This is a genomic window from Wolbachia endosymbiont of Ostrinia scapulalis (genome assembly GCF_023559145.1).
In the GTDB taxonomy this organism is placed as follows: Bacteria; Pseudomonadota; Alphaproteobacteria; order Rickettsiales; family Anaplasmataceae; genus Wolbachia.
In genome coordinates, this window is sequence record NZ_CP096926.1 from 299,218 (window position 1) to 322,904 (window position 23,687).

General features: G+C 33.4%; 20 protein-coding genes, 1 tRNA gene and 1 pseudogene. 14 read left to right on the forward strand and 8 right to left on the reverse strand.

The window, feature by feature from the left end:
• Nucleotides 1-80: 80 nt before the first annotated feature.
• Both polA and M1L26_RS01525 read left to right on the forward strand, forming a co-directional pair.
• Nucleotides 81-2,609 carry a DNA polymerase I gene (gene polA, locus M1L26_RS01520; protein ID WP_250120293.1) on the forward strand — a complete coding sequence of 843 codons (2,529 nt, stop codon included), beginning with the start codon at nt 81-83 and terminating at the stop codon, nt 2,607-2,609.
• Between the two features lie 646 nt (nt 2,610-3,255).
• Nucleotides 3,256-4,215 carry a hypothetical protein gene (locus M1L26_RS01525; protein WP_211907799.1) on the forward strand — a complete coding sequence of 320 codons (960 nt, stop codon included), beginning with the start codon at nt 3,256-3,258 and terminating at the stop codon, nt 4,213-4,215.
• A gap of 37 nt (nt 4,216-4,252) precedes the next feature.
• On the opposite strand, the gene M1L26_RS01530 is transcribed toward M1L26_RS01525, so the two are convergent.
• The 4 genes from M1L26_RS01530 to M1L26_RS01545 all read right to left on the reverse strand — a co-directional run bounded on the left by M1L26_RS01530 (nt 4,253) and on the right by M1L26_RS01545 (nt 9,674).
• Nucleotides 4,253-5,035, reverse strand: coding sequence for an exodeoxyribonuclease III (locus tag M1L26_RS01530; protein WP_250120294.1), 783 nt, complete (start codon nt 5,033-5,035; stop codon nt 4,253-4,255).
• Complete coding sequence (locus M1L26_RS01535) at nt 5,035-5,742, reverse strand: uroporphyrinogen-III synthase (protein ID WP_211907801.1); 708 nt, start codon at nt 5,740-5,742, stop codon at nt 5,035-5,037. The genes M1L26_RS01530 and M1L26_RS01535 overlap by 1 nt, the downstream gene beginning before the upstream one ends.
• Before the next feature lie 226 nt (nt 5,743-5,968).
• Complete coding sequence (locus M1L26_RS01540; RefSeq protein WP_246433133.1) at nt 5,969-7,465, reverse strand: actin-bundling T4SS effector WalE1 family protein; 1,497 nt, start codon at nt 7,463-7,465, stop codon at nt 5,969-5,971.
• A 193-nt stretch (nt 7,466-7,658) separates the two neighbouring features.
• Nucleotides 7,659-9,674: a coiled-coil domain-containing protein gene (locus M1L26_RS01545; RefSeq protein WP_250120295.1), complete on the reverse strand. Its 2,016-nt coding sequence runs from the start codon at nt 9,672-9,674 to the stop codon at nt 7,659-7,661.
• Nucleotides 9,675-9,803: 129 nt separating this feature from the next.
• Between M1L26_RS01545 and M1L26_RS01550 the strand changes: the two genes are divergently transcribed.
• Nucleotides 9,804-11,129: a phosphomannomutase/phosphoglucomutase gene (locus M1L26_RS01550; protein ID WP_250120296.1), complete on the forward strand. Its 1,326-nt coding sequence runs from the start codon at nt 9,804-9,806 to the stop codon at nt 11,127-11,129.
• 130 nt (nt 11,130-11,259) lie between these two features.
• On the opposite strand, the gene M1L26_RS01555 is transcribed toward M1L26_RS01550, so the two are convergent.
• Genes M1L26_RS01555 through M1L26_RS01565 form a run of 3 tightly spaced genes read right to left on the reverse strand, consistent with a single transcriptional unit; the run spans nt 11,260 to nt 14,254 of the window.
• A complete protein-coding gene (locus M1L26_RS01555) occupies nt 11,260-11,847 on the reverse strand; it encodes a CvpA family protein (protein ID WP_211907805.1) in 588 nt (195 codons plus the stop codon).
• Between the two features lie 57 nt (nt 11,848-11,904).
• Nucleotides 11,905-12,501, reverse strand: coding sequence for a riboflavin synthase (locus M1L26_RS01560; RefSeq protein ID WP_139686594.1), 597 nt, complete (start codon nt 12,499-12,501; stop codon nt 11,905-11,907).
• Between the two features lie 40 nt (nt 12,502-12,541).
• Entirely contained in the window at nt 12,542-14,254 is a 1,713-nt protein-coding gene (locus tag M1L26_RS01565; RefSeq protein WP_211907807.1) for a hypothetical protein, read from the reverse strand.
• A 452-nt stretch (nt 14,255-14,706) separates the two neighbouring features.
• Between M1L26_RS01565 and M1L26_RS01570 the strand changes: the two genes are divergently transcribed.
• From M1L26_RS01570 to M1L26_RS01595, 6 genes and pseudogenes are all read left to right on the forward strand, one after another.
• Entirely contained in the window at nt 14,707-14,847 is a 141-nt protein-coding gene (locus M1L26_RS01570; RefSeq protein ID WP_250120297.1) for a hypothetical protein, read from the forward strand.
• Between the two features lie 193 nt (nt 14,848-15,040).
• The gene (gene pheS / locus M1L26_RS01575; protein WP_250120298.1) at nt 15,041-16,084 is read left to right on the forward strand and encodes a phenylalanine--tRNA ligase subunit alpha; all 1,044 of its coding nucleotides are present in this window, start codon (nt 15,041-15,043) and stop codon (nt 16,082-16,084) included.
• On the forward strand, nt 16,085-17,320 hold the full coding sequence (locus M1L26_RS01580) for an NTP transferase domain-containing protein (protein WP_250120299.1): 1,236 nt from the start codon (nt 16,085-16,087) through the stop codon (nt 17,318-17,320).
• Nucleotides 17,321-17,398: 78 nt separating this feature from the next.
• On the forward strand, nt 17,399-17,935 hold the full coding sequence (locus tag M1L26_RS01585; protein ID WP_250120423.1) for a hypothetical protein: 537 nt from the start codon (nt 17,399-17,401) through the stop codon (nt 17,933-17,935).
• A 235-nt stretch (nt 17,936-18,170) separates the two neighbouring features.
• A complete protein-coding gene (locus M1L26_RS01590) occupies nt 18,171-18,641 on the forward strand; it encodes a P44/Msp2 family outer membrane protein (RefSeq protein WP_211907815.1) in 471 nt (156 codons plus the stop codon).
• Nucleotides 18,642-18,875: 234 nt separating this feature from the next.
• Nucleotides 18,876-19,199: pseudogene (locus M1L26_RS01595) on the forward strand (hypothetical protein); the annotation flags it as partial.
• A gap of 17 nt (nt 19,200-19,216) precedes the next feature.
• Here the strand turns inward: M1L26_RS01595 and M1L26_RS01600 are convergent.
• Nucleotides 19,217-20,542: an IS4 family transposase gene (locus M1L26_RS01600; RefSeq protein ID WP_250120086.1), complete on the reverse strand. Its 1,326-nt coding sequence runs from the start codon at nt 20,540-20,542 to the stop codon at nt 19,217-19,219.
• Nucleotides 20,543-21,013: 471 nt separating this feature from the next.
• On the opposite strand from M1L26_RS01600, the gene rplU reads away from it, so the two are divergent.
• The 5 genes from rplU (at nt 21,014) to M1L26_RS01625 (ending at nt 23,662) form a co-directional block, all read left to right on the forward strand.
• Nucleotides 21,014-21,316: a 50S ribosomal protein L21 gene (rplU, locus tag M1L26_RS01605; RefSeq protein WP_015588327.1), complete on the forward strand. Its 303-nt coding sequence runs from the start codon at nt 21,014-21,016 to the stop codon at nt 21,314-21,316.
• Between the two features lie 10 nt (nt 21,317-21,326).
• A complete protein-coding gene (gene rpmA / locus M1L26_RS01610) occupies nt 21,327-21,596 on the forward strand; it encodes a 50S ribosomal protein L27 (RefSeq protein ID WP_006012184.1) in 270 nt (89 codons plus the stop codon).
• 8 nt (nt 21,597-21,604) lie between these two features.
• Nucleotides 21,605-21,681: transfer RNA gene (locus M1L26_RS01615), tRNA-Ile, on the forward strand.
• Between the two features lie 39 nt (nt 21,682-21,720).
• Entirely contained in the window at nt 21,721-22,887 is a 1,167-nt protein-coding gene (metK, locus tag M1L26_RS01620; RefSeq protein WP_250120300.1) for a methionine adenosyltransferase, read from the forward strand.
• Between the two features lie 109 nt (nt 22,888-22,996).
• On the forward strand, nt 22,997-23,662 hold the full coding sequence (locus tag M1L26_RS01625) for a TenA family protein (protein WP_211907823.1): 666 nt from the start codon (nt 22,997-22,999) through the stop codon (nt 23,660-23,662).
• The last annotated feature ends 25 nt before the right edge of the window (nt 23,663-23,687 follow it).

A 23,687-nucleotide genomic window follows, 5' to 3' on the forward strand; every position in this document is an offset into this window, starting at 1 on the left:
ATTATTTTGGCTATAGGAAACAAGAGCTTGATTTTTATAGCTAAATAACAGACCATCAAAGGCACACATAAATATCTACAATGAAAGAAAAAACTTTCACAATCATTGATGGTTATGGTTTTCTTTTCAGGGCTTACTATGTCTTACATCATTTAACTACCACAGCTGGTATTCCAGTAGGTGCTGTGTACGGTTTTCTTAATATGGTTCTGAAGTATATTTCCCATTCGGACTACTTAACTATAGCACTTGATTCTGGCAAAAAAAATTTCAGGCACAGTTTATATTCTGAGTACAAAGCAAACAGAGTAACACCTCCTGAGGATCTAATTCCACAATTTACAATACTGAGAGAAGCGGTAGAAGCTTTTAACTTTAGCTATGAAGAGATTGAAGGCTATGAAGCAGATGACATAATTGCAACACTAGCTGCAAAATATGCCAACCACGAAGACTTTAAAGTAGTAGTAATCTCATCAGATAAAGACTTATTTCAACTTTTGAATTACAACATTCTAATATTTGATCCTATCAAAAATATATACGTAGATGAAAAACAAGTGATAGAAAAATTTGGTGTAAATTCAAATAAGCTTCTTGATTTATTTTCTCTAACTGGAGATGCATCTGATAACATTCCAGGCGTTCCAGGAATAGGGCCAAAGACTGCAGCTAAATTACTAGATGAATTTGATTCATTGGATAACATTATAGAAAACATCAATAACATTGAGCAAACAAGAGTTCGTAATATTCTTACTGAGCATAAGGAAAAAGCACTAATTTCAAGAGAACTTTTGTCACTATGCAAAAAAGTAGATCTTCAACATGATATTGTAAAATATGAAGTCCATCCTCCAAATATGGAAAAATTGTTATCCTTTTTGAAGAAATATGAATTTAATTCATTGATAGGAAAAGTAGAAAAGCTCTTTTCTTATAGTGGATCTAGCACAAAAGAGAAAACAGAATATAGTAGTGAAGAATTAGAAAAATTTTTGGAGCATTGCAGATATGAAGGTAAAATTGCAATTCATTGCCACTTTGAAAACAATAGATTGAACAAAATTTCCTTATCTTGTAGTGAGGATAATATTTTCTACATAGATCAAAGCTGCCTACAAGATGCACTTACTATAATAAATTCAACTTTATTTTCAAATGGGGTGCTTAAAATAGTACATGATATTAGAAAGATCAGAGAAATATTTCCTACAATAGAGAGAGTGCTAGACTCAATTGATGACCTGATGATCATGTCATACAGCCTTGACACAGGTAAGCATGATCACAGCATTCCAAACATAATTGCACACAATTTAAGTAAAAATGTAGAAACTTTCTCGGCAAAAATTTTAATAGCGATCCATGAGAAACTGACACAAAGATTATTTCAGGAAAAACTTTTTACGATTTACGAGCGCTTTGATAGACCTCTCATGAAAGTAATATTTGATATGGAGCAAAATGGAATACTGCTCAATATTGAAAAACTACAGGAATTGTCTGATAAGTTTGAGCAGCTAATTGCTGTACTTGAAAACGATATACATAATTTAGCAGGAGAAAAATTCAATATTGCATCGCCAAAACAATTAAGTGATGTTTTGTTTAATAAAATGGAGCTAAGTAAAAAGAAAAAGTCAAAATCTGGGTCTTATAGCACAAACTCTGAAGTTCTAGAGGCACTTGAAGAGGAGGGGACAGAAATCGCAGGTAAAATTTTAAGTTGGCGACATTCAAGTAAATTAAAGGGTACCTATACTGACGCGTTAATAAAACAGGTTGATCCGCTTGATGGTAGGATACATACAAGCTTTTCAATTACTGTGACTGCAACTGGAAGGCTGAGCTCTAGCAATCCTAATTTACAAAATATTCCTATCAGAAGCGAAGAAGGTAGTCTTATCAGGCAAGCGTTTATTGTGCCAAAAGGGTGCAAGATAATTTCTGCCGACTATTCGCAAATAGAATTAAGACTCCTGGCACATGTGGCAGATGTTGCGGCATTTAAAGAAGCTTTTGCAAATAGGGAAGATATTCATGATATTACCGCAAGACAAGTTTTTGGAGTGCAAGAAATAGATGAGCAATTAAGACGCAAAGCAAAAACCATTAATTTTGGCATTATATATGGCATTAGTCCATTTGGCCTTGCAAAGCGACTTGGCATTACCTTTCAAGAGGCTGCTGAATACATTAATTACTATTTTTCTTGTTACCCAGAAATAAAGGTCTATATGGAAAAAGCAGTATCTATCGCGAGAAATCATGGTTATGTAGAGACTTTGTTTGGTAGAAGATGTTTTGTAAGAGACATAAATAATAAAATTCCTTATCTAAGACAATTTGCAGAAAGGGCAGCAATCAATGCACCGCTGCAAGGAACCGCCGCTGATATAATAAGACGTGCAATGATTCAGCTTTTTGATCAATTGAAAACAGGTAAAATAATCCTCCAAGTCCACGATGAGCTACTAGTTGAAGTAGAGGACGACAAGGTACAAGAAACAGCAAAACTTATGAAAGATATAATGGAAAATGCAGTAGAAATTTCTATACCACTTGAAGTAGAAATAAAAATTAGCGACAACTGGGGCTTTTCTTAATTATACCGTAGACCCTAAGAACCTGTCTTGAAAGGACTTAAGTGGTTAAGCATATATTAAATACTTCTTGAAGTAAGGAGAGTACACTCATACGTCAAGCAAACAACATTTACCTAAAATTCTGTGACATTAGCAGCTTTCTTGGCAATCATATCCCGTTTTCAGTAAACAGTGATTTTTCTATATATTACTGATCTAGAAAAATTTTTATTTTAATTAGCGTTAAACAATAGGCGCCTATTGGTTTTTAGCTAAAGTAAAGGTCAAATATCTGGAATTCTGGACATAAAATCCCCCTGTGTAAAAAAAAGGTTAGAAAAAAGTGCAGCGCACATACAACAGAGATTAAGCATATTTACATGCACTAAAGAAGATACGCTACGCTTTTTGATTAAAAATTTGACTGAAAAGTCTGCAGACAAAGATAGATTTTGAGCTCTTAAAATATCTCTAACTGTAATTATAATCAGATTTAAAATATATGGAAGCAATTTTTTACATTCCCTTATCACTTATATCATTTGTTACTCTTCTATTTTTTGCTTTATTCTTTTCTTTTTTCCCTTTCAAGATAGGTTCTAAGAAATTTGAACTAATGTGAAAAATATGCTATAATTAAAACATAGGTTAGTACAAGTAGGTCATTATGACGGTTCCAAAAGCAAAAAATAAGCCTTTAGAGTCATCTACTCAGGTGACCGAGCAAAATGAGATACTCTTCAAGAAGGAACATAAGGAAATTTACGATTACTTTGTAAAAGTATTAGAAGTTAAAGCCGAATTAAAGAAGGACAAAGGAATAACTGATTATTTTATATCAGCTTATAAGGACATACTACTTAATAATGTCAATCCAAAAGATATAAAATCACTCAGTGAGGAGAATTTTTGTCAGTTTTTACTTTCTGTATTTAAAGAAGTTAGAGAGAAAAAATTAGCGAACAAAGAGAATGTCAAGAATGTTGAAATAAAGAAATTAGTAGATGATTGTGTAGCTGATATACGTGGTATAGAAGCTAAGGATTCACTAATAAAACTTGTTGGGTTACTATTGGGAATAAAAATAGACCCGAAAAATATTTATGGCTCCTTTATGGATGGAGTGAAAGAAAAAATACCATTTTTAGGTGGAGATAAAAAAGAAGAGGATGAACCACTACTTAGTGATCAAGAGATGGTAACAAAGTGCTTACGTAAGGTTTTTCTGCCTATTCTTTTTTCCATTGCTTCAATATTAATTTTTGGTCCTACTACACTTGCGATAGTTGCTGCTGTTATTGGTACAATATTTGCTGTAAAGGGAGGAGTTGAGGTTCTTTTTTCAAATAACAAAAAAGGTACTTTATATGATCCTAGTTCACAAGATAAAGATGATACAGAAAAGAGAGCAAAATTGAATAAAAAAATTGACAAGGGTATTGATGATATTTTAAAAACCCCAATTGAAAGCTCTCTTGAAACAATTGCTGACGGGAGTAAAAAACAACCTACTCCGGAACAAGCTCCTCAGGTAGGAAATAAAGGGGGTGAGCAGCTTACTATGCTTGATGGAAAAATTACTATAGATCAGCCAGCCAAAAGCACAGAAAAGACAGCAGTCAAGTAAGACCTATTTGCCAAAGGTGAATTGTGTAATAGGTCTTTTATTGTTTTATAACACATACAACGGGAGTATGATCAGATGGGTTTTCTAGTTTACGCAACCTATCATCTATGTAACATGTTTCCAATTTATCTGCAGCTTGTGGCGATAGCAGCATATGATCTATTCGCATTCCTTGATTGTTTCTGAGTGAATTACCTTGATAATGCCACCAAGTGAATTGTTGTAAGTTGAGGTGAGATATTCTAAATGCATCTTTAAAACCAAGATTCAAGATCGCTCTTAATTTCTCACGCTCTTTTATATGAAAGCACACTTGGCCATTTAATAAATTTGAATCAAAAACATCAATTTCATCCAGTGCAACATTATAATCGCCAGCTATAATAGTTAACTCTTCATTTTTCAACAAAGTGCCCATCCTTTCATATAGGTTATCAAAAAACTTGAGTTTATACTCAAAAGTATGAGAGTCTGGGCTTTGACCGTTTGGAACGTATACACTTCCTACCCTTACCTTATTATTGGTGTGTTTTATCACACACTCTATATAACGTGCTTCTTGATGACTCTCTACAACATCAATTTTTAATTTTTCCAGTATTGGATATTTAGATAAAACACAAACACCATTTCTTGCAACCTGTCCATAGACAGCATATTCATATCCTAACTTTTCTATCTCTGCATAAGGAAATTGCTCTTCTGTACATTTTATCTCTTGCAGCAAAACTATATCTATCTGACTATCAACTATAAAACTACAAAGTTGGTTAATTCTTTTACGTATGGAGTTTACATTCCAAGTTGCAATCTTTAGCATCAACAATCCTTATTAATTATATCAATTAAACTCTCCCCTGTGGGAAACCTCGATGTTATAATTTTTTTCCACTTGATTAACTTTAAACTATCAGCAATGTTTTTACTCATGGTATATGCAACTGTATTATTCATCACAGGAGATAGCCCACTTTTTAGAACTAATGAACAAAATACCCTTGCAGTTTGTGAGGAAAAAAAAGCAACGCTATCAATTTTACCGTCCAATAGTAAATTTTTACACCTATTAGTTAGACTCCTTTTAGTAATTGTTTTATAGAGTACAACTTCTCTTATGTTAAAACCTTCTTCAGATAATCTTTTTTTTAGGTCACATGATACTTCTTGTCCCCTTATATATAAGAACTTTATTGCATTTGAATAATGAGATTTTATGAATGATATCAGACCATCAACGTTGCTGTCTGCTGAGATTATATCGGAAAATCCCAAATTTTTTGCAGCCTGCATAGTTGAATTACCAACTGTAATAATCGAAAAGTTATCCTCTTTGCATATTTGACTGAAAGCCTTTACACTGTTTTTACTTGTAGATATCACAACGTCAAATTCATACGTAGATATATCAGGATTTAAGTACTTTATTGTGAATACTGGCTCTATAAAAACTTTGTATCCATATTTTTTTAGCGTGCTTCTTGTGCTCAACGAATCTAATAAAGGCCTTGTCAATAAAATAGACTTCATTCTGGTTTATTTCACTAGCAGTAAAATAATATCCCTTATACACAAATTATTGAATAAAAACTTTTATTTTTTAAGTTTCTTGCATAACCTAGAAAAAAAGGCAAGAGAAACTCAATAATTGGCCCAGTGCTAGAAAACTGATCTTAAATAAGCGAACATTTTGATCAAATGGAAAAAGGATGTTACTCATTGAGTAACATCCTTTTAGAATGATAAGCGGTTTTGTTTATCCTTTACTAGGCTCAGCTTTTTGTTGAACAGATTCTACGTTTGGTTGATCTACAATCGCACGTCGTTTTGCCAACTTCTCAGTGAGCTCTTCCGTAACTCCTAGACCAAATCTTGTTTCTTGAGAAGGACTGTGTCTTTGTGGAGTAGAAGAACTTGGTGAATTGAACCCACTATCAGAATTACGACGGTAACTGGCAAAGCTAGAAGTTGTAGCAGTACTGTCAGTGCTTAAAGAACCCATTGAATTGCTTCTTGGCGGTTTCTCCGGAGCAACATAAAAACGGCTATTTCCTATCTCCGCAGATTGTATCTGATCCAACTCAGAATCTTGATATCTTATATAAGTAGCTTCCTCTGGCTTTTTGCCACCTTTTAGTGATGATGACAACTTGCTCCAAAGTGAAGTAGGTGCTTTTACTTCCTTATGCTCATTAGGATTTAATAATTCTGCTTTGCTGCTAACAGTACTTATAGAACTCGTTGAACTACTACCTGATAAGCTATTTTCCAGTGAATTCATAGAACTTGCTTTATGCCTTTTTGCTGACTTATTAAGCCTTTCTAAAGTATTAAAATGAGTATGCTCTTCCTTGCATTCTTTAATAACTTCCTTAATCTCATCATGATGTTCAGAGAAAATACTGTCTTTAAAGTATTTATCTTTATCTGATAGTCTTTTTGTAACTAAGTTACGCAAACCATCTGCGTCCAAGTTATCAATAAATTTTTTCTGCTCTCTCCATTTATCTACTAGCTGGTCTGGCAAATAATCTCTCCAATCAAGATATGTTTCTTTTGCTATTTTTCCTTCTATTTTTTCTGATATTCCAGAAAGTATGCTCTTTATTAACGTGGAATTATTTTTTCCATCAGTACAAATTGCTATAAGATCTTCTTTCACTTCTTGAGCTCTCTTCTTTTGTGGTGAATCAGGAATAAGCTCATTATCTATTCTATCTGAATAATTCTCATTACCAGCTGCACGATATAATTTATTCGCTGTTGCAGTGAGCACATTACTTGTCTTTTCCTTTGTTTTTTCACTTACAAAACTAGCACCTCTCTTCAGTGAATCTGCTGAATACTCATAGCCATCCTTAATTTTTCCGCCAATATGCTTCGCCCCTTCAACTGTTTTTTCTGCTGACCATTTGAGTCCTTTATATCCAGATTGAACTGCTTTTACAGCAACTTTCACAGCGAAAAATAGAGTAAGACCAACTATAGCACTTGGTATAGCAAGTGTTGCACCAACTGCCAAAAGTGGTAACACTGCTGAAAATAATCCACTTGCTGTACCTACTACAAGAGCTTGATCTCCTTGCTTCATTTTAGAGAATGCTATATCTCCTTTTAACAGATCCATAATTCTGTCTTTTAGCTTCTTGGGATCGTGAATGATATCTGAATTTAATGAAGAATCTTGAATCATTTTAAGATCATCTTGCTTAGTTTCAACAAAATTTGAAGAGTTTTTTTCACTAGGTGACATTTTAAACCTCACTATTAATTAAACATACTAATATTGTATATATCTGATTCTTAAGTTAGGGTTAATTCATCTAACAATGTCCACTTACTCTCAAATGATTTTGCTTGATGTGTTTTTTTGAAAGCACAGAAAATTAGTGATTGTTGCGGTATGATGTTTCGTTTGGATTAGCTATAGTTGAAGCAAAAACTCATCATTTTGAAGGGGTGGATTTTTTAGGAATCTCAGCAGGGGTTGATTTTGGATCTGATAATTCTGTATTTACCTTAGTTGGCTCTAATGGAGTTTCCTGCTCTTCTGGTTTATCATTCGGAATTGGAATAGGCCAATCCATAATGTTTTGTGGTATGTTTGTTCGAGCTTCTTCTTCCTTGGTCTTTTTTTGATCTGTTGAAGATGATGCATCAATACCTGCATTTGTACCTTGGTCTTGTGTTTTAGGAACTGTAGTTTCGTGATCACTTGCCTCGATTCCTCTACTTTCATATTCAACTTCAGTTTGAGTTGAAGTAGCTACTTTCGCATTTACTTCACTGAACTCATCCGCAAGTGATCTTCCGGGTTCAAGTTGTCGAATTTTTTCCTCCAAAACTTCTTTTTCTTTTTGCAGTTGATTTAATTCTTCAGCTAATTGATTTGCTGTATAAGTCAATTTTTCGTTTTCATTTTTTGCTTCCATCCATTGTTCTACAAACTGCTTTTCATGATTATCTTGTGAACCTTCTTCCAATGTTTTCTTTAGATTATTTTCCAAATTTGCATTCTTTTTTTCTAGTGCACTTAACTTAGCTTCACTTTGCTTCAATTTCTTCTGTAGTTCTTTGTTTATCCCATTTACTGATTGAACTTCATCTTCTTTGTCTTTCAACTGATCATTTAAGCTCTTTATTACATCATTTTTATACTGTAGTTCTTTTTCTAACGCCTTTATCTTTTGTGTTAGTTGTTCAATACCTTGATCTTTTTCTTGCGTTATTCTTTTCAATTCAGCTTTAAGTCTTTTAACTTCTCCTTCCAAAATTTGCTTTTCTTCACTTAATGTTCTTATTTCTGTATCACCTTCCTTTTCTATCTTTTGGTTACGCTCTTTTAATTTTTTGTGCTCCTCCATAAGTGACTTAACAGAAGCATCTTGTTCCTTGATTTTTTGATCTCTTTCACGCATTGCTTCCTGTTGTTCGTTAATTTCATTTCTCAGGTAATCACGTTCCGAGATTAGATCATCACGCTGCTTTGCAAGTTTGTTAATTTCATTTATAGTCTCATCTACACCTTTTAATCCCTCTTGCTCATACTTTCTGTCATAATCTTTGTGCATTTTTTGTTGATCGTAACCGTCGTCAATGTATTCATCAGTGATTTCAGACTCTTCATCACCAATTTCGCTCTCAGTGAAAAAAGAACTTCTACGCGAATCAGGAGAAGAATATCCACTACTACTTGGTATAGGTGACTGTGGTGGATCTTTTGTAAATATTTCCTCTGCCAGCGTTTGCTGCTCGTTCACACTTTTGCCCATGTCAGTAAAAGCTTGATGCAGAGTTTTTTTGTTGATAAAAACTTCTTTATTCTGCTCAACTAATTTTAATGCTTCTTCTGAACTCGTTATTCCTCCAAATTTTGGTTCACCAATCACTCTTTTTATGCCCTTAGAACTTACTTCTACAGTCATGCTACAATCTATGCTATTGCCTTTAGAATCCTTAGCTTGCCAGTTAATGGTCATCTCACATGAGCTTGAACCAGTAAAATCATAGTGCCTTTCGCTGCCTTTTTTGGTTGCAGTTATTTGACTATCTTTCCCTAAAGATAGGTTATAAACCTTGCCTTCGTCACTGGCTCTTAAAAGGGTGCTAATCTCTATTGGTTTTTCTTTATTTTCAAATCTAATTTTAAATTCATTATCTTGTGTTGTATATACTAAGAAATTTTCACTTGGTAGAGATTTTGCGAATTTTTTATGTGTTGCATTTATTGATTGCTCAAACTTTTGAAACTCCTCTTTCCACTTTGAACTTACCTGTTCTTTAATGTTCTCATCTTTGTGTAAAGGACCAATAAAGTACCAGATTAAATTTTCTTCTTCTAGTTTTCTGATAAAATCCTGAAAATTTTTGCAAGATTTAATGAAACTTAAAATATCATTTTTCTTTTGCTCATCTACATCTAAACCTTGATTTTCAGCTATAAATAAGTTTTCTTTTAGCATAATTTCTATTTTTAGAGAACTATATTATAATATTAGCATATTTTCTTAAAAAATCAACTAATCTTATAGTTAAATAAACTTGAGTATTTGGCGGGAATGTTATATATTAACCACTCCAAGAAGTGCAGTATGGACAATACTATTATAAGAAAATACGATATTAGAGGTGTGGTAGGCAGAGACCTGCAGATCAGTGATGGGTATGAAATAGGCAGAAAATTTGGTCAAACTGCAGCTAACGTTTGTGTAGGCTATGACAGCAGGATAGATTCACCAAGCATAGAAAAAGAATTAATCAGAGGCTTGATTTTATCCGGTGCGAATGTTATACGCGTTGGGCTCTGTTCTTCACCTATGCTCTACGCTGCAACAATGCAGGCAGATCTTGGGATTATGATCACTGCTTCTCATAATCCCAGAGAATATAACGGCTTTAAATTTTTCAGTAGTAAAAAAGTTTACTCAGATCAAGAAATGAAGGAAATTATAGGCAATACAATTAAAAACAGCACGAAAATTGGAAGCTTAATTAACACGAATATATATAGTGAGTACGTTAACATATTAAAAGATGTGCTCAAGAATAACACTACACAAAAACTAAAAATAGCCTGGGATTTTGGCAATAGCCCAACAATTGTAAGGTATATTGAAAAGATTTTACCAGATCATATACACATCGTAACCAATAGCTTTATAGATGGAACGTTTCCACTGCATGACCCAGATCCCATAGAAGAGAAAAATCTTGCTCAGTTAATAGATATTGTCAAGAAAGATAAATGTGATCTTGGTATTGCACTTGATGGTGATGGTGATAGGGTACGCTTGATTGATAATAAAGGTAATGTTGTTTCCAATGATCACTTGTTTATGATTTTTTCACGTGAAGTATTGGCGGAACACCCAAAAAGCAAGGTTATTGCCAACGTAAAAATGAGTATGAAAGTGCATGATTTCGTTAGCAAATTAGGAGGGCAAATAATTACCTGTGCAACTGGACACTCACTAGTTAAGAAAAAGATGGTAGAAGAAGGAGCAAAGTTTGCCGGTGAACTGAGTGGACATTTTTTCTTTTCTGAGCTAGGTTTTGATGATGGACTATATTCTGCTATTAAAGCCATTGACATTTTACTTAAGAAAAACCAAAGCCTATCTGAGATGATTAAAGATTTACCAAAGTTATATATCACTCATGAAGTGAAAATTGTAGTGAAGGATGAGAAAAAATTTCAAATAATTGAATCAATAAAGGAGACACTAAAGCAGCAAAACATTGTATTTTCAGAGCTTGATGGAATTAAGGTAACTGATGATAAAGGTTGGTGGCTTCTTAGAGTATCAAATACGCAAAACTGCATAACAGCAAGATGTGAAGGAAATACCTTAGAAGATTTTGAATTCACTAAAAAAATTTTGTTGTATTACATTGATGAACTAAAATTATACATTTAAATTTTTTTGATGATTTACTTATTCGTCAATGTTTGCAGTTTTGTTTGATTAGTAATAGGAATTGGTAACCTATAGCGAATTGCTGTGGATAATAGCTGTCTAGGATAGTTTAGCTATAGAAAATCAACACTCACTTTTCTTTATTGTTTTGAGGTTTTTCTTGATCAACCATTTCCTCACCGATCTCTTTTATTTTTAGTATCAATGACTCTGGTACATACATGTTAATTACTTCTTCTGTTGTCACAAATAAAGCCTGATAAGAGTGTGAATTTATTATCCAATTGGGCAATATGTCTTCTGCGTCTATTTTAGACTCTCCCTCTTTTTTATCATATACTGTGTGGCAATATAAGTGCACAGCAAAAAATAGTACATAAGAAAGCAATATTCCTCTGAGTGCTCCGACAAAGATTCCAGTAACTCTATCCATTAATCCCAACCTTATAGGTGATAATATGTACATTAGCCAGTTATTCATTGTCATGAATGTAAGATTAAGTATAATAAATACAGAGATTGTAGAAAGTATGTTTTGTGTAACTTTAGAGTCAAAATACTTACTATAATTTATAATAAAAAAATCATAGTAACTAGCTGTCAAAAAGACTGATAAGAGCAAGAACATTAATGCACATAGCTCTTTTATAAAACCTCTAGTTATCGATATTATTACACACAAGACAATAATAAAGATAATTAGGCTATCGAAAAACATATTTTGTATCTATATGATTTTCAAGATATAATAGTTGTAAATAACAAAGTTGTAAAATTAATTGTGTTGATATTTTATCAGCTGGTCTAAGTACCGAGCAATCATATCAACTTCTAAATTTAGGTAATTACCTATTTTATTATGCTGAAAAGTTGTGTTTTTCCATGTATAGGGAATGATATTCACAGTGAATTCTTGATCGACAACTGAATTTACTGTAAGGGAAACTCCATCTAGCGTTACAGAACCTTTTTTTGCAACAAATTTAATTAATTCTTGTGGGCATGATAGTCTGATTTCATGAGATTCTAAATTTTGATTGATTGTTAAAATTTCTGTTGTGTCATCCACATGACCCTGAACCAAGTGGCCGTCAATTCTGTCACTCAGTTTCATTGCTTGTTCTAGGTTTATTTTTTTCCCTGTTTTCCACGTATTTAAGTTAGAAACCTTCATGGTTTCTTGAGATACTTGAACTGTGAATACATTGCTCATTATGTTGACAACAGTTAAACACACTCCGGAGCAGGATATTGAATCTCCTTTGTTTATAGAGGATAAATTTTGTGTCTCAATATGGAAGATTTGATCAGAGTTAGGGTGGATAGTGATATCAGTTATAGTGCCAATATCTTTGATAATTCCTTTAAACATGCAATAAAATAAATAATTATATCACAAAAGATCTTATTTGTTAGGTGCGCAAAGGAAGATCTTTTTTACTTATCTGCTCAATAGATTCTACAGAATATTCAGAATATAGAAAGTAAGCCAGGTTCAAAACGCACAGTGTAATTAATATTGGTAACCCTATGTTTAATGTTAGACCGATACTTTCCCTTTTTTCTGTTGGCACCAATTCCTTTAAAATTGACACTTTTCCCAGCGGCAAGTGCCATAGGCAGAGTGCTGATATAGAAGCTGCTACTAAAAATAGACAAAAATAAGTCTCTTTCGAAGAAAACATAGCTTTTAATGGTGATTTGAGCCTAATATTAGTAGGCAATCGAGTTTTAGCTTCATTTGTTTTTGGTAAATGGTCTACAGCTTTGCTTGGTAAAATTTCATGAGAAACATTTTTAGGCTGTGGAGAAGGTTGGCCTGAAACTAATTTAATCAACTGCTCTTTTTTTCTATATACTTGCTTTTGTAAATATTCTTTACCTAAAAGTGAATTATTAGGGGGTTGTGGCCTTTTGAGTACCTCTAGCACTTCTGATATCTCATCTGGTTCTAATACTTCATGTAGTTGTTTATCTTGGAAATAAATAATATTAAATACTGAGTTGAAAATATTGTAAAATGTATCTGAGTCTTGATTTTTATATTCACTTACTACTTCTACGAATATTTCATCGAGTTTTTTTCCCTTGTGCTCAGCTACATTATCTATCATAGCTACTCTAGCATCAATTTGAGCTTGTTTTATGATTGATTGTTTTTCTTCTTGCAATAATTCTTTAGCCTGCTTTTTTGACTTCTTTTTTCTGTTAGCTTTAAAGTAGTCTGTGTGCGGCCTAGTTTGACCTATATCCCGCTCTGTTTCTTGAGGTACTAGATTTCCTATACTACCCTCTGTTATCCGAGTTTCTGACACTGGTTCTTTTTGCGCTGGAATGACACCAGATGGTATATTGCTATTCTGTATAGAAAATTTTTGCAGTTGTGGGAAAAAGAATTGTGTTGCATTAAAAAAATTGAATTGCTGAAAAAGAGACCTAAACCAGGAAAAATTTTCATGCATTGCAGCAACAATTAATGGTGCACGTGTAATTTGCTTTCTGTTACTTGCTATATTGTAGCCAAACGAACCTTGTACAATTTGTTTATCTTGCGTGTTCCTTTTTTCAACCACATTTTCGTTTTTATTTTCAGTTTCTTCTACTTGTAATGTATCTTGACTTTGCTCCTCACTTTTGGCTTTTTCTAAATGTTTTAGCTGCTCATCTAAGAATATCTCGATTTGTTGCAAGCTATCGAGGTTAATGTTTTTAACGTTTGTTTGTAGCGTTATCGTTATGCCCTGCAGGAGGATTTGAATTGGAGCATTACTTATGCATTCTTCTACAGTTTTATTAGCTTTATGGTAGTTGTTGTATAGTTCTTCGCTTTCTTTTGCTACTTTTATATTGGCTGTGAAGTTTTTCTCCTGAGAAAGGCAGATTTTAAAAAAGTCAATTAAATGTTTTATTTGAGGTAATATTGTATTAGGGTTTACCTCTGTCAGCAGCTTGATCTTAAATGAAAACTCTTGCTTATCACTTGTAATATTTTTTGAGCGAATGGTGCTAATCTCCAGTACTTCGTTAGAAAATGCCTTACTTATGTCTTTGGATCTATTCTTAAAAAACTTAGGTAAATCCTCGATTTCGTATTTTTTCTTAGTTTCTATGTTACTACTATGCATGAGTAAATTTTTTAATATAAAGTGAAATAAAAAATATAATTAGTCAATAAATTAATAATTATAGCACCCTTGTATAACAGCGGCGCGTTGGGTTCAATAAGCAGAAAAAGTTACTTTACAAACCTCATCAGTCTTCTTATCATGACAATGAGAGTGTTTATCCTTGTTTTTAATCTCTGCAGATTTAATAACAAAATTCAGTAAAAAACTCAGGTATATATTGGCAGATTACATAAAATTATAGCGGCTTTTTTTATTTTTCTACATTCAGCTAAAACACGCTTATTTTAAGCGTTAGCACATTATTACAATGCCAATTTACATTATTATAGGGTCAAAACTCACTACTGGGGGATTCTTTTGCCTTTTTTTTCGCCTGGTAAATTTTTTAATATTCTGTATTAGTTAGGAGTCCTATAGAGATGTCATTCCAGCACTTCTTATTACCTGTTATGGATCCCAGTGTCAAGCACTGGGATGACAAGAAGGAGAGCACTGGGATGACAAGAAAGAAAGCGCTGATTTCATATGCATCTGATAAAAAAGATGATGTCATGCCAGTGCCCAGACACTGGCATCCAGTTTTTTCATGATCATCAAAACGTTGTATTTTAACATAAAACGGCTACTTTTATGCTTACCAACCTAATAAAATTCCTGGATCCCAGTGTCAAGCACTGGGATGACAAGAAGGAGAGTACTGGGATGACACCTTTTTATCCAAATAGTTTTATTGATGATATTAAAGATTGCACTATAATGAAAGTTTAAGCTAGCGTTTTTAAGGTGAATAAAGAGCTAATAAGCGAAATACCTTTACTTGAAGATAAGGCAGTTTCTGAGATTGAAAATGCTGCTTCTTTGCAGGATTTAGAAAAACTTAGGTTGTCATACTTGGGGAGAAAGGGTGTAGTAAAAGCTTATTTCGATGACTTAAAGAATATAGATGATGCAGGAGAAAAACGCGACCTAGGTGCAGTGATTAATGTTTTACGCAATAAGATAGACCAGCTTATAACAAGCAAAGAAAATGAACTAAAAGATAAAGAAGTTAAGTTAAAACTGCAAAATGAAGCAGTTGATATCACACTGCCTGTCAGACCAGAAAGAATTGGCAAGATTCATCCACTGAGCAAAGTTATAAGTGAAGTAAAGCTCATTTTTGCACATATGGACTTCAAAGCAGTTGATGGTCCTGATATTGAAGATGAATTTCACGTGTTTGATGCGCTAAATACTCCAAGTCATCATCCTGCGCGAGAGGAGCAAGATACCTTTTACTTAAAGAATAAAATAAACGATAAAAGAATGGTGCTGCGCACTCATACCTCATCTGTGCAGATTAGAACTATGGAAAAGACAAAAACTTTTCCAATTAAAATAGTGGCTGCAGGCAGGGTATACAGAAATGACTTTGATGCAACTCACACTCCTATGTTTCATCAGATAGAAGGGCTTTATGTTAATGAAAATGTCAATATGGGCCAATTAAAATTTACTATTCATCTCTTCCTTAGTAAATTTTTCGGAGATAAAGGTCTAAAAATACGCTTTCGTAATAGTTTTTTTCCTTTTACTGAGCCTTCTGCAGAAGTGGACATAAGTTATAAAGGTAGTAAATGGATTGAAGTACTTGGATGTGGTATGGTGCATCCAAATGTCTTTAAAAATGTTGGAATAGACCATACTAAATACAGTGGCTTTGCATTTGGGATTGGTATAGAAAGGCTAGCAATGCTGAAATATCAAATTAGTGATCTAAGGAGCTTTTACGACAATAGAGTTAGTTGGCTCAACCATTATGGTTTTCATTTTTCGTCTTTAAGATAAGTGACAAATAAATCTTATACATTTGTTGTACTTGCTGCTGGGCATGGTAAACGAATGAATTCAAGCTTGCCTAAGGTTCTGCACAAAATAGGTAATTTCTCCATGCTTGAGCATGTCATTTACAATGCAAAGCAGCTGAATCCTGAAAAAATAGTTATTGTAGTCGATTTACCTTTAACTCAAAGGCTGAAATGCTTTGAGGGTATAAAACTAATTACACAAGAGTCAACGCTCGGTACAGGGGATGCAGTCAAAATTGCAATGAGAAACCTGAAAGAATTGTCAGATATTGTTGTTGTGCAGTATGGGGATACTCCACTAATAAAAAGCAGCACAATAACTAAAATGATAAGCTGCTTAGGAGAGAGCAATGCTTTAGTTTGTCTTGGGTTTAAAACTAATAATAAAGGATACGGTAGACTAATTATTGAGAACGGTTCCCTAAGAGAAATCATAGAAGCACAAAATGGTAGAAATAATGGTGAGGAATTTCTTGCTAATGCCGGAATAATGGTTGCACGTGAAAAGAATCTACGTGAATTGGTGGAGAAAATAGAGTGTAATAACCAAGCTCATGAATATTACTTGACCGATATCGTTGCCATTGCAGTAAAGAGTAATTTGAATGTCGGCTATGTTATTGCTGATGAGGAGGAGGCAACTGGCATAAATAATAGGAATGACCTTGCAAAGGCCGAGTTTTACTTTCAAGAAGAAAAAAGAAAGTTTTTCACTAACTCTGGAGTAACGCTTGTTGCTCCAGAAACTGTTTTCTTCTCTCTTGATACGCAAATTGGTATGGATTCGATTGTTTACCCATACGTTTTTTTTGGTCCTGGAGTAAAAATAGGATCTGGTGTTAGGGTTGGTCCATTTGCCAAATGTGAAAATACAACAATAGGTGATGGTGCAATCATAGGTAATTTTGTTGAAACAAAAGCAAGTGATATAGGTATAAATACTAAGATAAAGCATTTAAGTTATATAGGAAATACTCAGGTAGGGCAGGGGAGTAATATAGGTGCAGGTACCGTTATTTGTAATTATGATGGGAAAAAGAAACATAAAACAAATATTGGAAGCAATTGTTTTATTGGTGTCAATAGTTCATTAATTGCACCGCTTAATGTGCATGATGACTCTGTCATTGCAGCAGGTAGCGTTATAGTAGAGGATGTGCCAGAGAAAAGTCTTGCAATTGCAAGAGAAAGGCAAATAACTAAGAAAATAAAATAACTCTAATTTTTATTACGCGAATTATGTTATTTTTAATATATGCATTAGTATACATGTATATCAATATACATGTTAAAAATGAAAAAGTTGCTTATTTTGGTGGTCTGTTGTTTCCTGTCAGTACCGTCTTTTGGAGTTGATTGGATTAAAGATAGAATCTATACTTCTTTGTCATATAGCCGGCTTGGTATTAATTATGATGTTGGTTTTCACTATACAAATAGCACTAAAATTTCAGTTGGCTATGTAATCAAACCTACTCTTGATGAAGAATTTGGAGGAGTTATGGGGCTTATGGCAAAGCTTCATTATCATCATAAATTTGAAGGTACGAGTATGACTCGTTATATTACTGCTGGTGTTGGTCCTGTTATAGTTCGTACAATGAAGGCTAAACCTAAAATAAGTAGAGCTGATAATGTAGGTGAAAACATAAGTACCCTATTGGCAGAGGTTTTCAAAACTATAGTCAATGATAAATTTTTTTCTTATCAAATAGGTTCTGGTATTGATCTTCCACTTTCTGAAAGAACAAGTGTTTTTGCTGGCTACAAATTGCAAAGGTTTCATAAAATTTTTCATGGAATTGAGCTAGGAATGAGCTTTAATTTGTAAACTCTGATTGAATATTTTTAGTAAAGGCTAGTGGGAAATTATATTGAAGCGAAAGTAAGTGATGTAGACTCAAATGATGATTGCAGCAGATAGTGAAAGATATGCCAATTTGCAATTGCAAGAGAAAGACAAATAACAAAAAAAATAAAATAATTCCAATTTTTTACTTGCAATTTATACTATTTTTAATATTTATATGCTTGTATATGCATATATTAATCTTTGGAGGATAAAAATGAAAAAGTTACTTACTTTGTTGGCTTGCTGTTCTTTGTCAGCACCGTCTTTTGGAGTTGATTGGGTTAAAGATAGAACCTACACCTCTTCGTCGTATGGCATGCTTGGTATTAATTATGATCTTGGCTATCATTGTACAGATAGCATTAAAATTTCATTTGGTCCTGCAGTTAAACTTGTTATGAGTGAAGGGATTTTAGACGCGGGACTTATGACAAAGCTTCATTATCATTATAAATTTGAAAATACAGATATTACTCCTTATGTTACTTTTGGTGTAGGAGGAGTTGCTAAAATTCCTCTTTCAGAAAATCAAGGGCCAGAAGTAGAAGAATTTTTTTCTTATCAAATAGGTTCTGGTATTAATCTTCCACTTTCTGAGAGAACAAGTGTTTTTGCTGGCTACAAGCTGCAGAAGTTTCATGAACTTTCGCATGGGGTTGAATTTGGAATGAGTTTTAATTTGTAAGCTCCGATTGAATGTTTTTAGTGAAGTCTGGTTTGAATTTTTGTTGAAAAAAAGCAAGTGATATAGGCTAAAATGATGATTGCAGTAGGTAACAAAATGTGACAAAGAGAAGTTTGGCAATTGCAAGAGAAATGCAAGTAGCTAAGAAAGTGATTCCGATTTTATTATGTAAGTTATGTAATTTTTAACTTTTCTGTGAGTATATATGCGTATATTCATGGTTAGAGGGTAAAAATGAAAAAATTACTTACTTTAGTAGTCTGCTGTTCTCTGTCAGCACCGTCTTTTGGAGTTGATTGGATTAAAGATAGAATCTATACTTCGTCGTCATATGGCAATCTTGGTGTTAATTATGATCTTGGCTATCATTATACAGATAGCATAAAAATTTCAGCTGGTCCTGTAGTCAAATCTGTTTTGTTTGAAGGATCTTTGGCAGAGCTAGGATTCATGGCAAAGCTTCATTATCATTATAAATTTGAAAGTACGGATATTATTCCTTATGTTACTTTTGGTGTAGGAGGTGGAGCTAAAGTATCTCCACCAGCACAGCAAGGTCAACCATACGCGTCAAGTTAAGAGATTGTGAGCAAATTTAGAGAGGTTAAAGTGGATACTCTAGCCCTTCTACGTTTGTCTTTTAATGAAAATAGCGACCAAGTTATAGTGAGTTTTTTAAGAAATGCTTTTAAACTATTAATTTTGGTTAATACTAAAAATAACTCTCTAACCCGCCTTTTTAGCTCAATAAATGCCTTTGTTAAGCTAAGTTCTGTATTCTTTTTCACTTCTGTGCAACCAACTATGCCGTGAAATATAAGAATTGCGCACAATTTAGCATATAGTTCACATAATACTCTGCATGGCTTTCCTTTTAGCTTATCAAGCCTGATATAGCTTTTATACAATTTAAATAATAACTCAATTTGCCACCTTACTCTGTAAATCGTTAATACTTGCTCAGCACTAATTTTATTTTCTGGAACATTAGTTATAAATATTGACCAGTTCAACAATTTTTGATTTCTTTTAGAGGATGTATATCCCTGCGATCTTGCTAATCTATTAGCTTTCCTTCTTCTGGCCATAGACTGTTCTTCAGTTAGTTTCTGACATATAATTCTTACTCTAATTTTTGCTTCTTTTCCTAACAATACCTCGTTTTCTAAAAATAACTTATCCTCTAAACATTCTAATAACTCCATTTTTTGATTTGTTTCTACATCATATATGTTGGTATCAGATTTATAACGACTTATGAAATAAGCTCCTATTTCATTGATTTGTTTAAAAGAACTTGGCACAAAATAACCGAGATCAGATATTAGCAAATCATTGCTTAATATATTACTTAAATGTTTCCTATATCCCTGGTCTGATCTTACCCCCTCCGTTAAATTAAGTTGGTCTATTATCTGATTCATGTAGTCGAAAACTAATTGTAACTTTATTCCAGACTTAGTATTGCTTTCATAGCCACTGTAGCTAGTACCATAACCTTTATACATCTCTTCCATACTGTTAGGTAGAGTAATATAGCTACTGTCCAATAATTTAACACTATTAAATTGCTGTAAGATTTTGCAATCAACTTGCAAGATATTTTTAAAGAGAATCACAGATTCATTATACATCCTTTTCATAAATTCCACTGCTTCTTCAGTAAATCTAAAATCCAAACCTTGTTTTGTTATATCTATCGAGTCCTCGTTTAGTAATTGACACATTGTTTCTACGCTACAATTATCAACTCCTATATTACCCAAGACCATGGCTTTTACGAATGATGAACCTTTTAGCTTTCTCTTTCTTTTTATAAACCTTGTTGTAATTGAGATTTTCTCTGCTTTTTCATTAAAAAATTCTTTGAGCTTTTTTGATAAGCAAGTTATTTTATTCATTGGTTCTCTCACTAAAAGTATATCTGGGAGAACTTATACCTTATTATTCTATCTCTTTCATACCTTTATTTCCTTAACTTGACGCGTATGGCAAGGTCAACAGCCAGACGTAGAAAAGTTTTTTTCCTACCAGATAGGTTCTGGTATTAATCTTCCACTTTCTGAGAGAACGAATGTTTTCGCTGGCTATAAACTTCACAAGTTCAGTAATTTTTCTCATGGGTTTGAACTTGGAATGAGTTTTAATTTATAAGCTCCGATTGAATGTTTTTAGTGAAAGCTTGAGTTTTTATTAACGTCGTAAAGTTTTCATGAGACTAAGAGAATTTAAGAGTAGTCAAGTTTTAAAACTTGACTACTCTCCACGAGGAAAAGCAGATAAAGGTAGAAGTATTTCATGTTTTTATTTATATTGACAGTATGTGTAACATCATTTACGATTAGTGTTAATAACAATAATTGATATTTGTCATGTTTGCAGTAATCGAAACTGGTGGAAAGCAGTATTTAGTAAAAAAAGGCAGCATAATTAAAGTAGAAAGATTACAAGCTGAAGAAAAAGAGGAAGTAGAAATCAATAAAGTGATTTGTGTTTCAAGTAATGGCTTATCTTGTTCATCTAATGCTGTTGTTAAAGCTGAAGTACTGGAGCAGTGTAGAGATAAAAAAATTATAATCTTTAAGAAAAAGAGAAGAAAAAATTACCGTAGGAAAAACGGTCATAGGCAGTATATTACTGTTCTTCGTATCAATGAAATTAGTCTTCAAAAGTAAGAGGTAAGATATGGCAACTAAAAAATCAGGTGGTAGTTCCTGTAATGGCAGAGATTCGGCAGGGCGTCGGCTCGGGATAAAGAAGAATGGTGAGGTTATTCCAGGTAACATAATTGTACGTCAAAGAGGTACAAAATTTCATCCTGGAAAGAATGTTGGTATGGGTAAAGATCATACGATTTTTGCTAAAACGAAAGGCTGGGTGAGTTTTAGAAAATCAGCAAATAAAAAGACGTTTATTGATGTTGTGCCTACAGATGATATGCAAGCCTTGGCTTGAATAGATACGGGTCTGTAGCTCAGGTGGTTAGAGCGCACGCCTGATAAGCGTGAGGTCGGAGGTTCAACTCTTCCCAGACCCACCATTTAAATTTGCAATAGTTTTGATATCGTGTAACTAAGCGATGGTTTTACATAAGAATTCAGTAACCAGTGAATCAGTAGCAGCCGGTCATCCAGACAAAGTAGCAGACCAGATTTCAGATGCAATACTTGACGAATACCTTTTTAATGACTCTTCCTCTCGTACTGCAATAGAGACTTTGGTTACTAAAGATAATGTTATTATAGCTGGGGAAGTATTTGGGCCGAACATTGAAAATAGCAAGATTGAAAGTATTGTACGGAATACAATAAAAGATATTGGTTATGAGCATGATGGTTTCCACTGGGAAACAGTGAAAGTAAATATATTACTACATGAACAATCAAATGACATTGCAATAGGTGTGGATCAAGGTGCTGGGGATCAGGGCATAATGTATGGCTATGCAACAATAGAGACAGAAAGCCTCATGCCAGCACCCATTTTTTATGCACACTCGATTCTGAGAAATATTATGAGTATGGTCAAAGAGGTAAAGCTTGGTCCGGATGCAAAATCGCAAATCACTTTGGCGTATGAGAATAACCTTCCAGTGCGTGCTGAAAGTATTGTTGTTTCAATACAGCATCTTGAGGATCTGAGTCAATCGAAAGTGAAGGAAATAATTTATCCTTACATAGCTTCATCTTTACCTGAAGGGTGGATGTGCCCTAAAGAAAATCTCTTAGTCAATCCAACAGGTAGATTTGTTATTGGTGGACCAGTTGGTGATTGTGGATTAACCGGACGAAAAGTTATGGTTGATACTTATGGAGGCTATATTCCACACGGTGGAGGAGCGTTTTCTGGAAAAGATGCAACAAAAGTTGATAGATCCGCAGCTTATATGGCGAGATACCTTGCTAAAAATATTGTCTTTGCAGGTTTAGCTGAACGTTGTCTTGTGCAGCTTTCTTATGCAATTGGTGTCTCAAAACCTACTTCATTTTACATTGATACATTTGGCACGAATACAATAGATGAAGAGAGGATTAAAGGGTTTATTGAAGGTAACATAGATTTATCAACTAAAGGCATAATAAGACATTTATCACTTAATCGTCCTATATATAAACGTACAGCCTGCTATGGGCATTTTGGTAAAGAATCGGAAAGTGATGGTGGATTTTCTTGGGAAGGTGTGGACTTATCTACTGATTTTTGTAAAGAATTTAATATAGAAGAAGAAAAGAGAGAATTTCTTTAAACTATTAAACTCTTTTATTTCTAGCTTGATACTGATATAATAACTTATTATAAATTGTAAGTAACTTTTTAGTAACTATACTAGTTTTAATACTTATGAGGCTTACAAGATGTCCGACAAACCAAAAGAAGAATTTTATGATATTGCTATAAAAGAATCATCTGATCTTATTGAGGAAATAAAAGAACATCCTTTCAATGTTGAATTGATAAACAATACGCTAGATTATGAAAAGTTCAAAATTTATCTTCAGCAGGATTTTTTATATTTAGTGGACTGTACTCGTGCTTTATTGATTATTGCATCTAAAGTTGATGACATTGAAATAATGAGCAGTTTGGTTAATGTAGCAAGGGGAACATTTGCGGTTCGAAAGCAGTATACTGAATATTTTGAGACTTGTGATTTATCCGATAATCATAAAAAATCAGAATCTTGTTCTGCTTTCACTGACTTTTTTATGCGTGCTGCATATCATAATTCTGTTGCTGAAGCTTTAGCAGCGTCTTGTCCTTGTTTTAATATATACCAAATTATTATAAATCATATGGTAGGAGAGGTTATGCCTAAAAAAATTGAAGATCACAGATATCAAGGGTGGATTGATATTTATAATAACACAGTAATGAATGCTACGATTAATCAAGTTACTGACGTTGCAAATAATCTATATGCAAAGGCTGGTGATTGTGAGAGGAAAAAGATGCGTGAGTTTTTTAAGAGAGGTCTAGAGCTAGAAATAATGTTTTGGGATGAGATATATTCTCTAGCATAGTCTGTAGTATTAACACTAAATTATA

Bases quoted from the DNA above. Each gene is read 5' to 3' on its own strand.
- metK (WP_250120300.1), top strand. From the start codon at position 21,721: ATGGTTTTACATAAGAATTCAGTAACCAGTGAATCAGTAGCAGCCGGT.
- rpmA (WP_006012184.1), top strand. From the start codon at position 21,327: ATGGCAACTAAAAAATCAGGTGGTAGTTCCTGTAATGGCAGAGATTCG.
- M1L26_RS01585 (WP_250120423.1), top strand. From the start codon at position 17,399: ATGAAAAAGTTGCTTATTTTGGTGGTCTGTTGTTTCCTGTCAGTACCG.
- M1L26_RS01535 (WP_211907801.1), bottom strand. From the start codon at position 5,742: ATGAAGTCTATTTTATTGACAAGGCCTTTATTAGATTCGTTGAGCACA.
- M1L26_RS01550 (WP_250120296.1), top strand. From the start codon at position 9,804: ATGGACAATACTATTATAAGAAAATACGATATTAGAGGTGTGGTAGGC.
- M1L26_RS01590 (WP_211907815.1), top strand. From the start codon at position 18,171: ATGAAAAAGTTACTTACTTTGTTGGCTTGCTGTTCTTTGTCAGCACCG.
- M1L26_RS01525 (WP_211907799.1), top strand. From the start codon at position 3,256: ATGACGGTTCCAAAAGCAAAAAATAAGCCTTTAGAGTCATCTACTCAG.
- rplU (WP_015588327.1), top strand. From the start codon at position 21,014: ATGTTTGCAGTAATCGAAACTGGTGGAAAGCAGTATTTAGTAAAAAAA.
- M1L26_RS01560 (WP_139686594.1), bottom strand. From the start codon at position 12,501: ATGTTTAAAGGAATTATCAAAGATATTGGCACTATAACTGATATCACT.
- M1L26_RS01565 (WP_211907807.1), bottom strand. From the start codon at position 14,254: ATGCATAGTAGTAACATAGAAACTAAGAAAAAATACGAAATCGAGGAT.
- M1L26_RS01625 (WP_211907823.1), top strand. From the start codon at position 22,997: ATGTCCGACAAACCAAAAGAAGAATTTTATGATATTGCTATAAAAGAA.
- polA (WP_250120293.1), top strand. From the start codon at position 81: ATGAAAGAAAAAACTTTCACAATCATTGATGGTTATGGTTTTCTTTTC.
- M1L26_RS01545 (WP_250120295.1), bottom strand. From the start codon at position 9,674: ATGCTAAAAGAAAACTTATTTATAGCTGAAAATCAAGGTTTAGATGTA.
- M1L26_RS01555 (WP_211907805.1), bottom strand. From the start codon at position 11,847: ATGTTTTTCGATAGCCTAATTATCTTTATTATTGTCTTGTGTGTAATA.
- M1L26_RS01570 (WP_250120297.1), top strand. From the start codon at position 14,707: ATGGATCCCAGTGTCAAGCACTGGGATGACAAGAAGGAGAGCACTGGG.
- M1L26_RS01530 (WP_250120294.1), bottom strand. From the start codon at position 5,035: ATGCTAAAGATTGCAACTTGGAATGTAAACTCCATACGTAAAAGAATT.
- M1L26_RS01540 (WP_246433133.1), bottom strand. From the start codon at position 7,465: ATGTCACCTAGTGAAAAAAACTCTTCAAATTTTGTTGAAACTAAGCAA.
- M1L26_RS01600 (WP_250120086.1), bottom strand. From the start codon at position 20,542: ATGAATAAAATAACTTGCTTATCAAAAAAGCTCAAAGAATTTTTTAAT.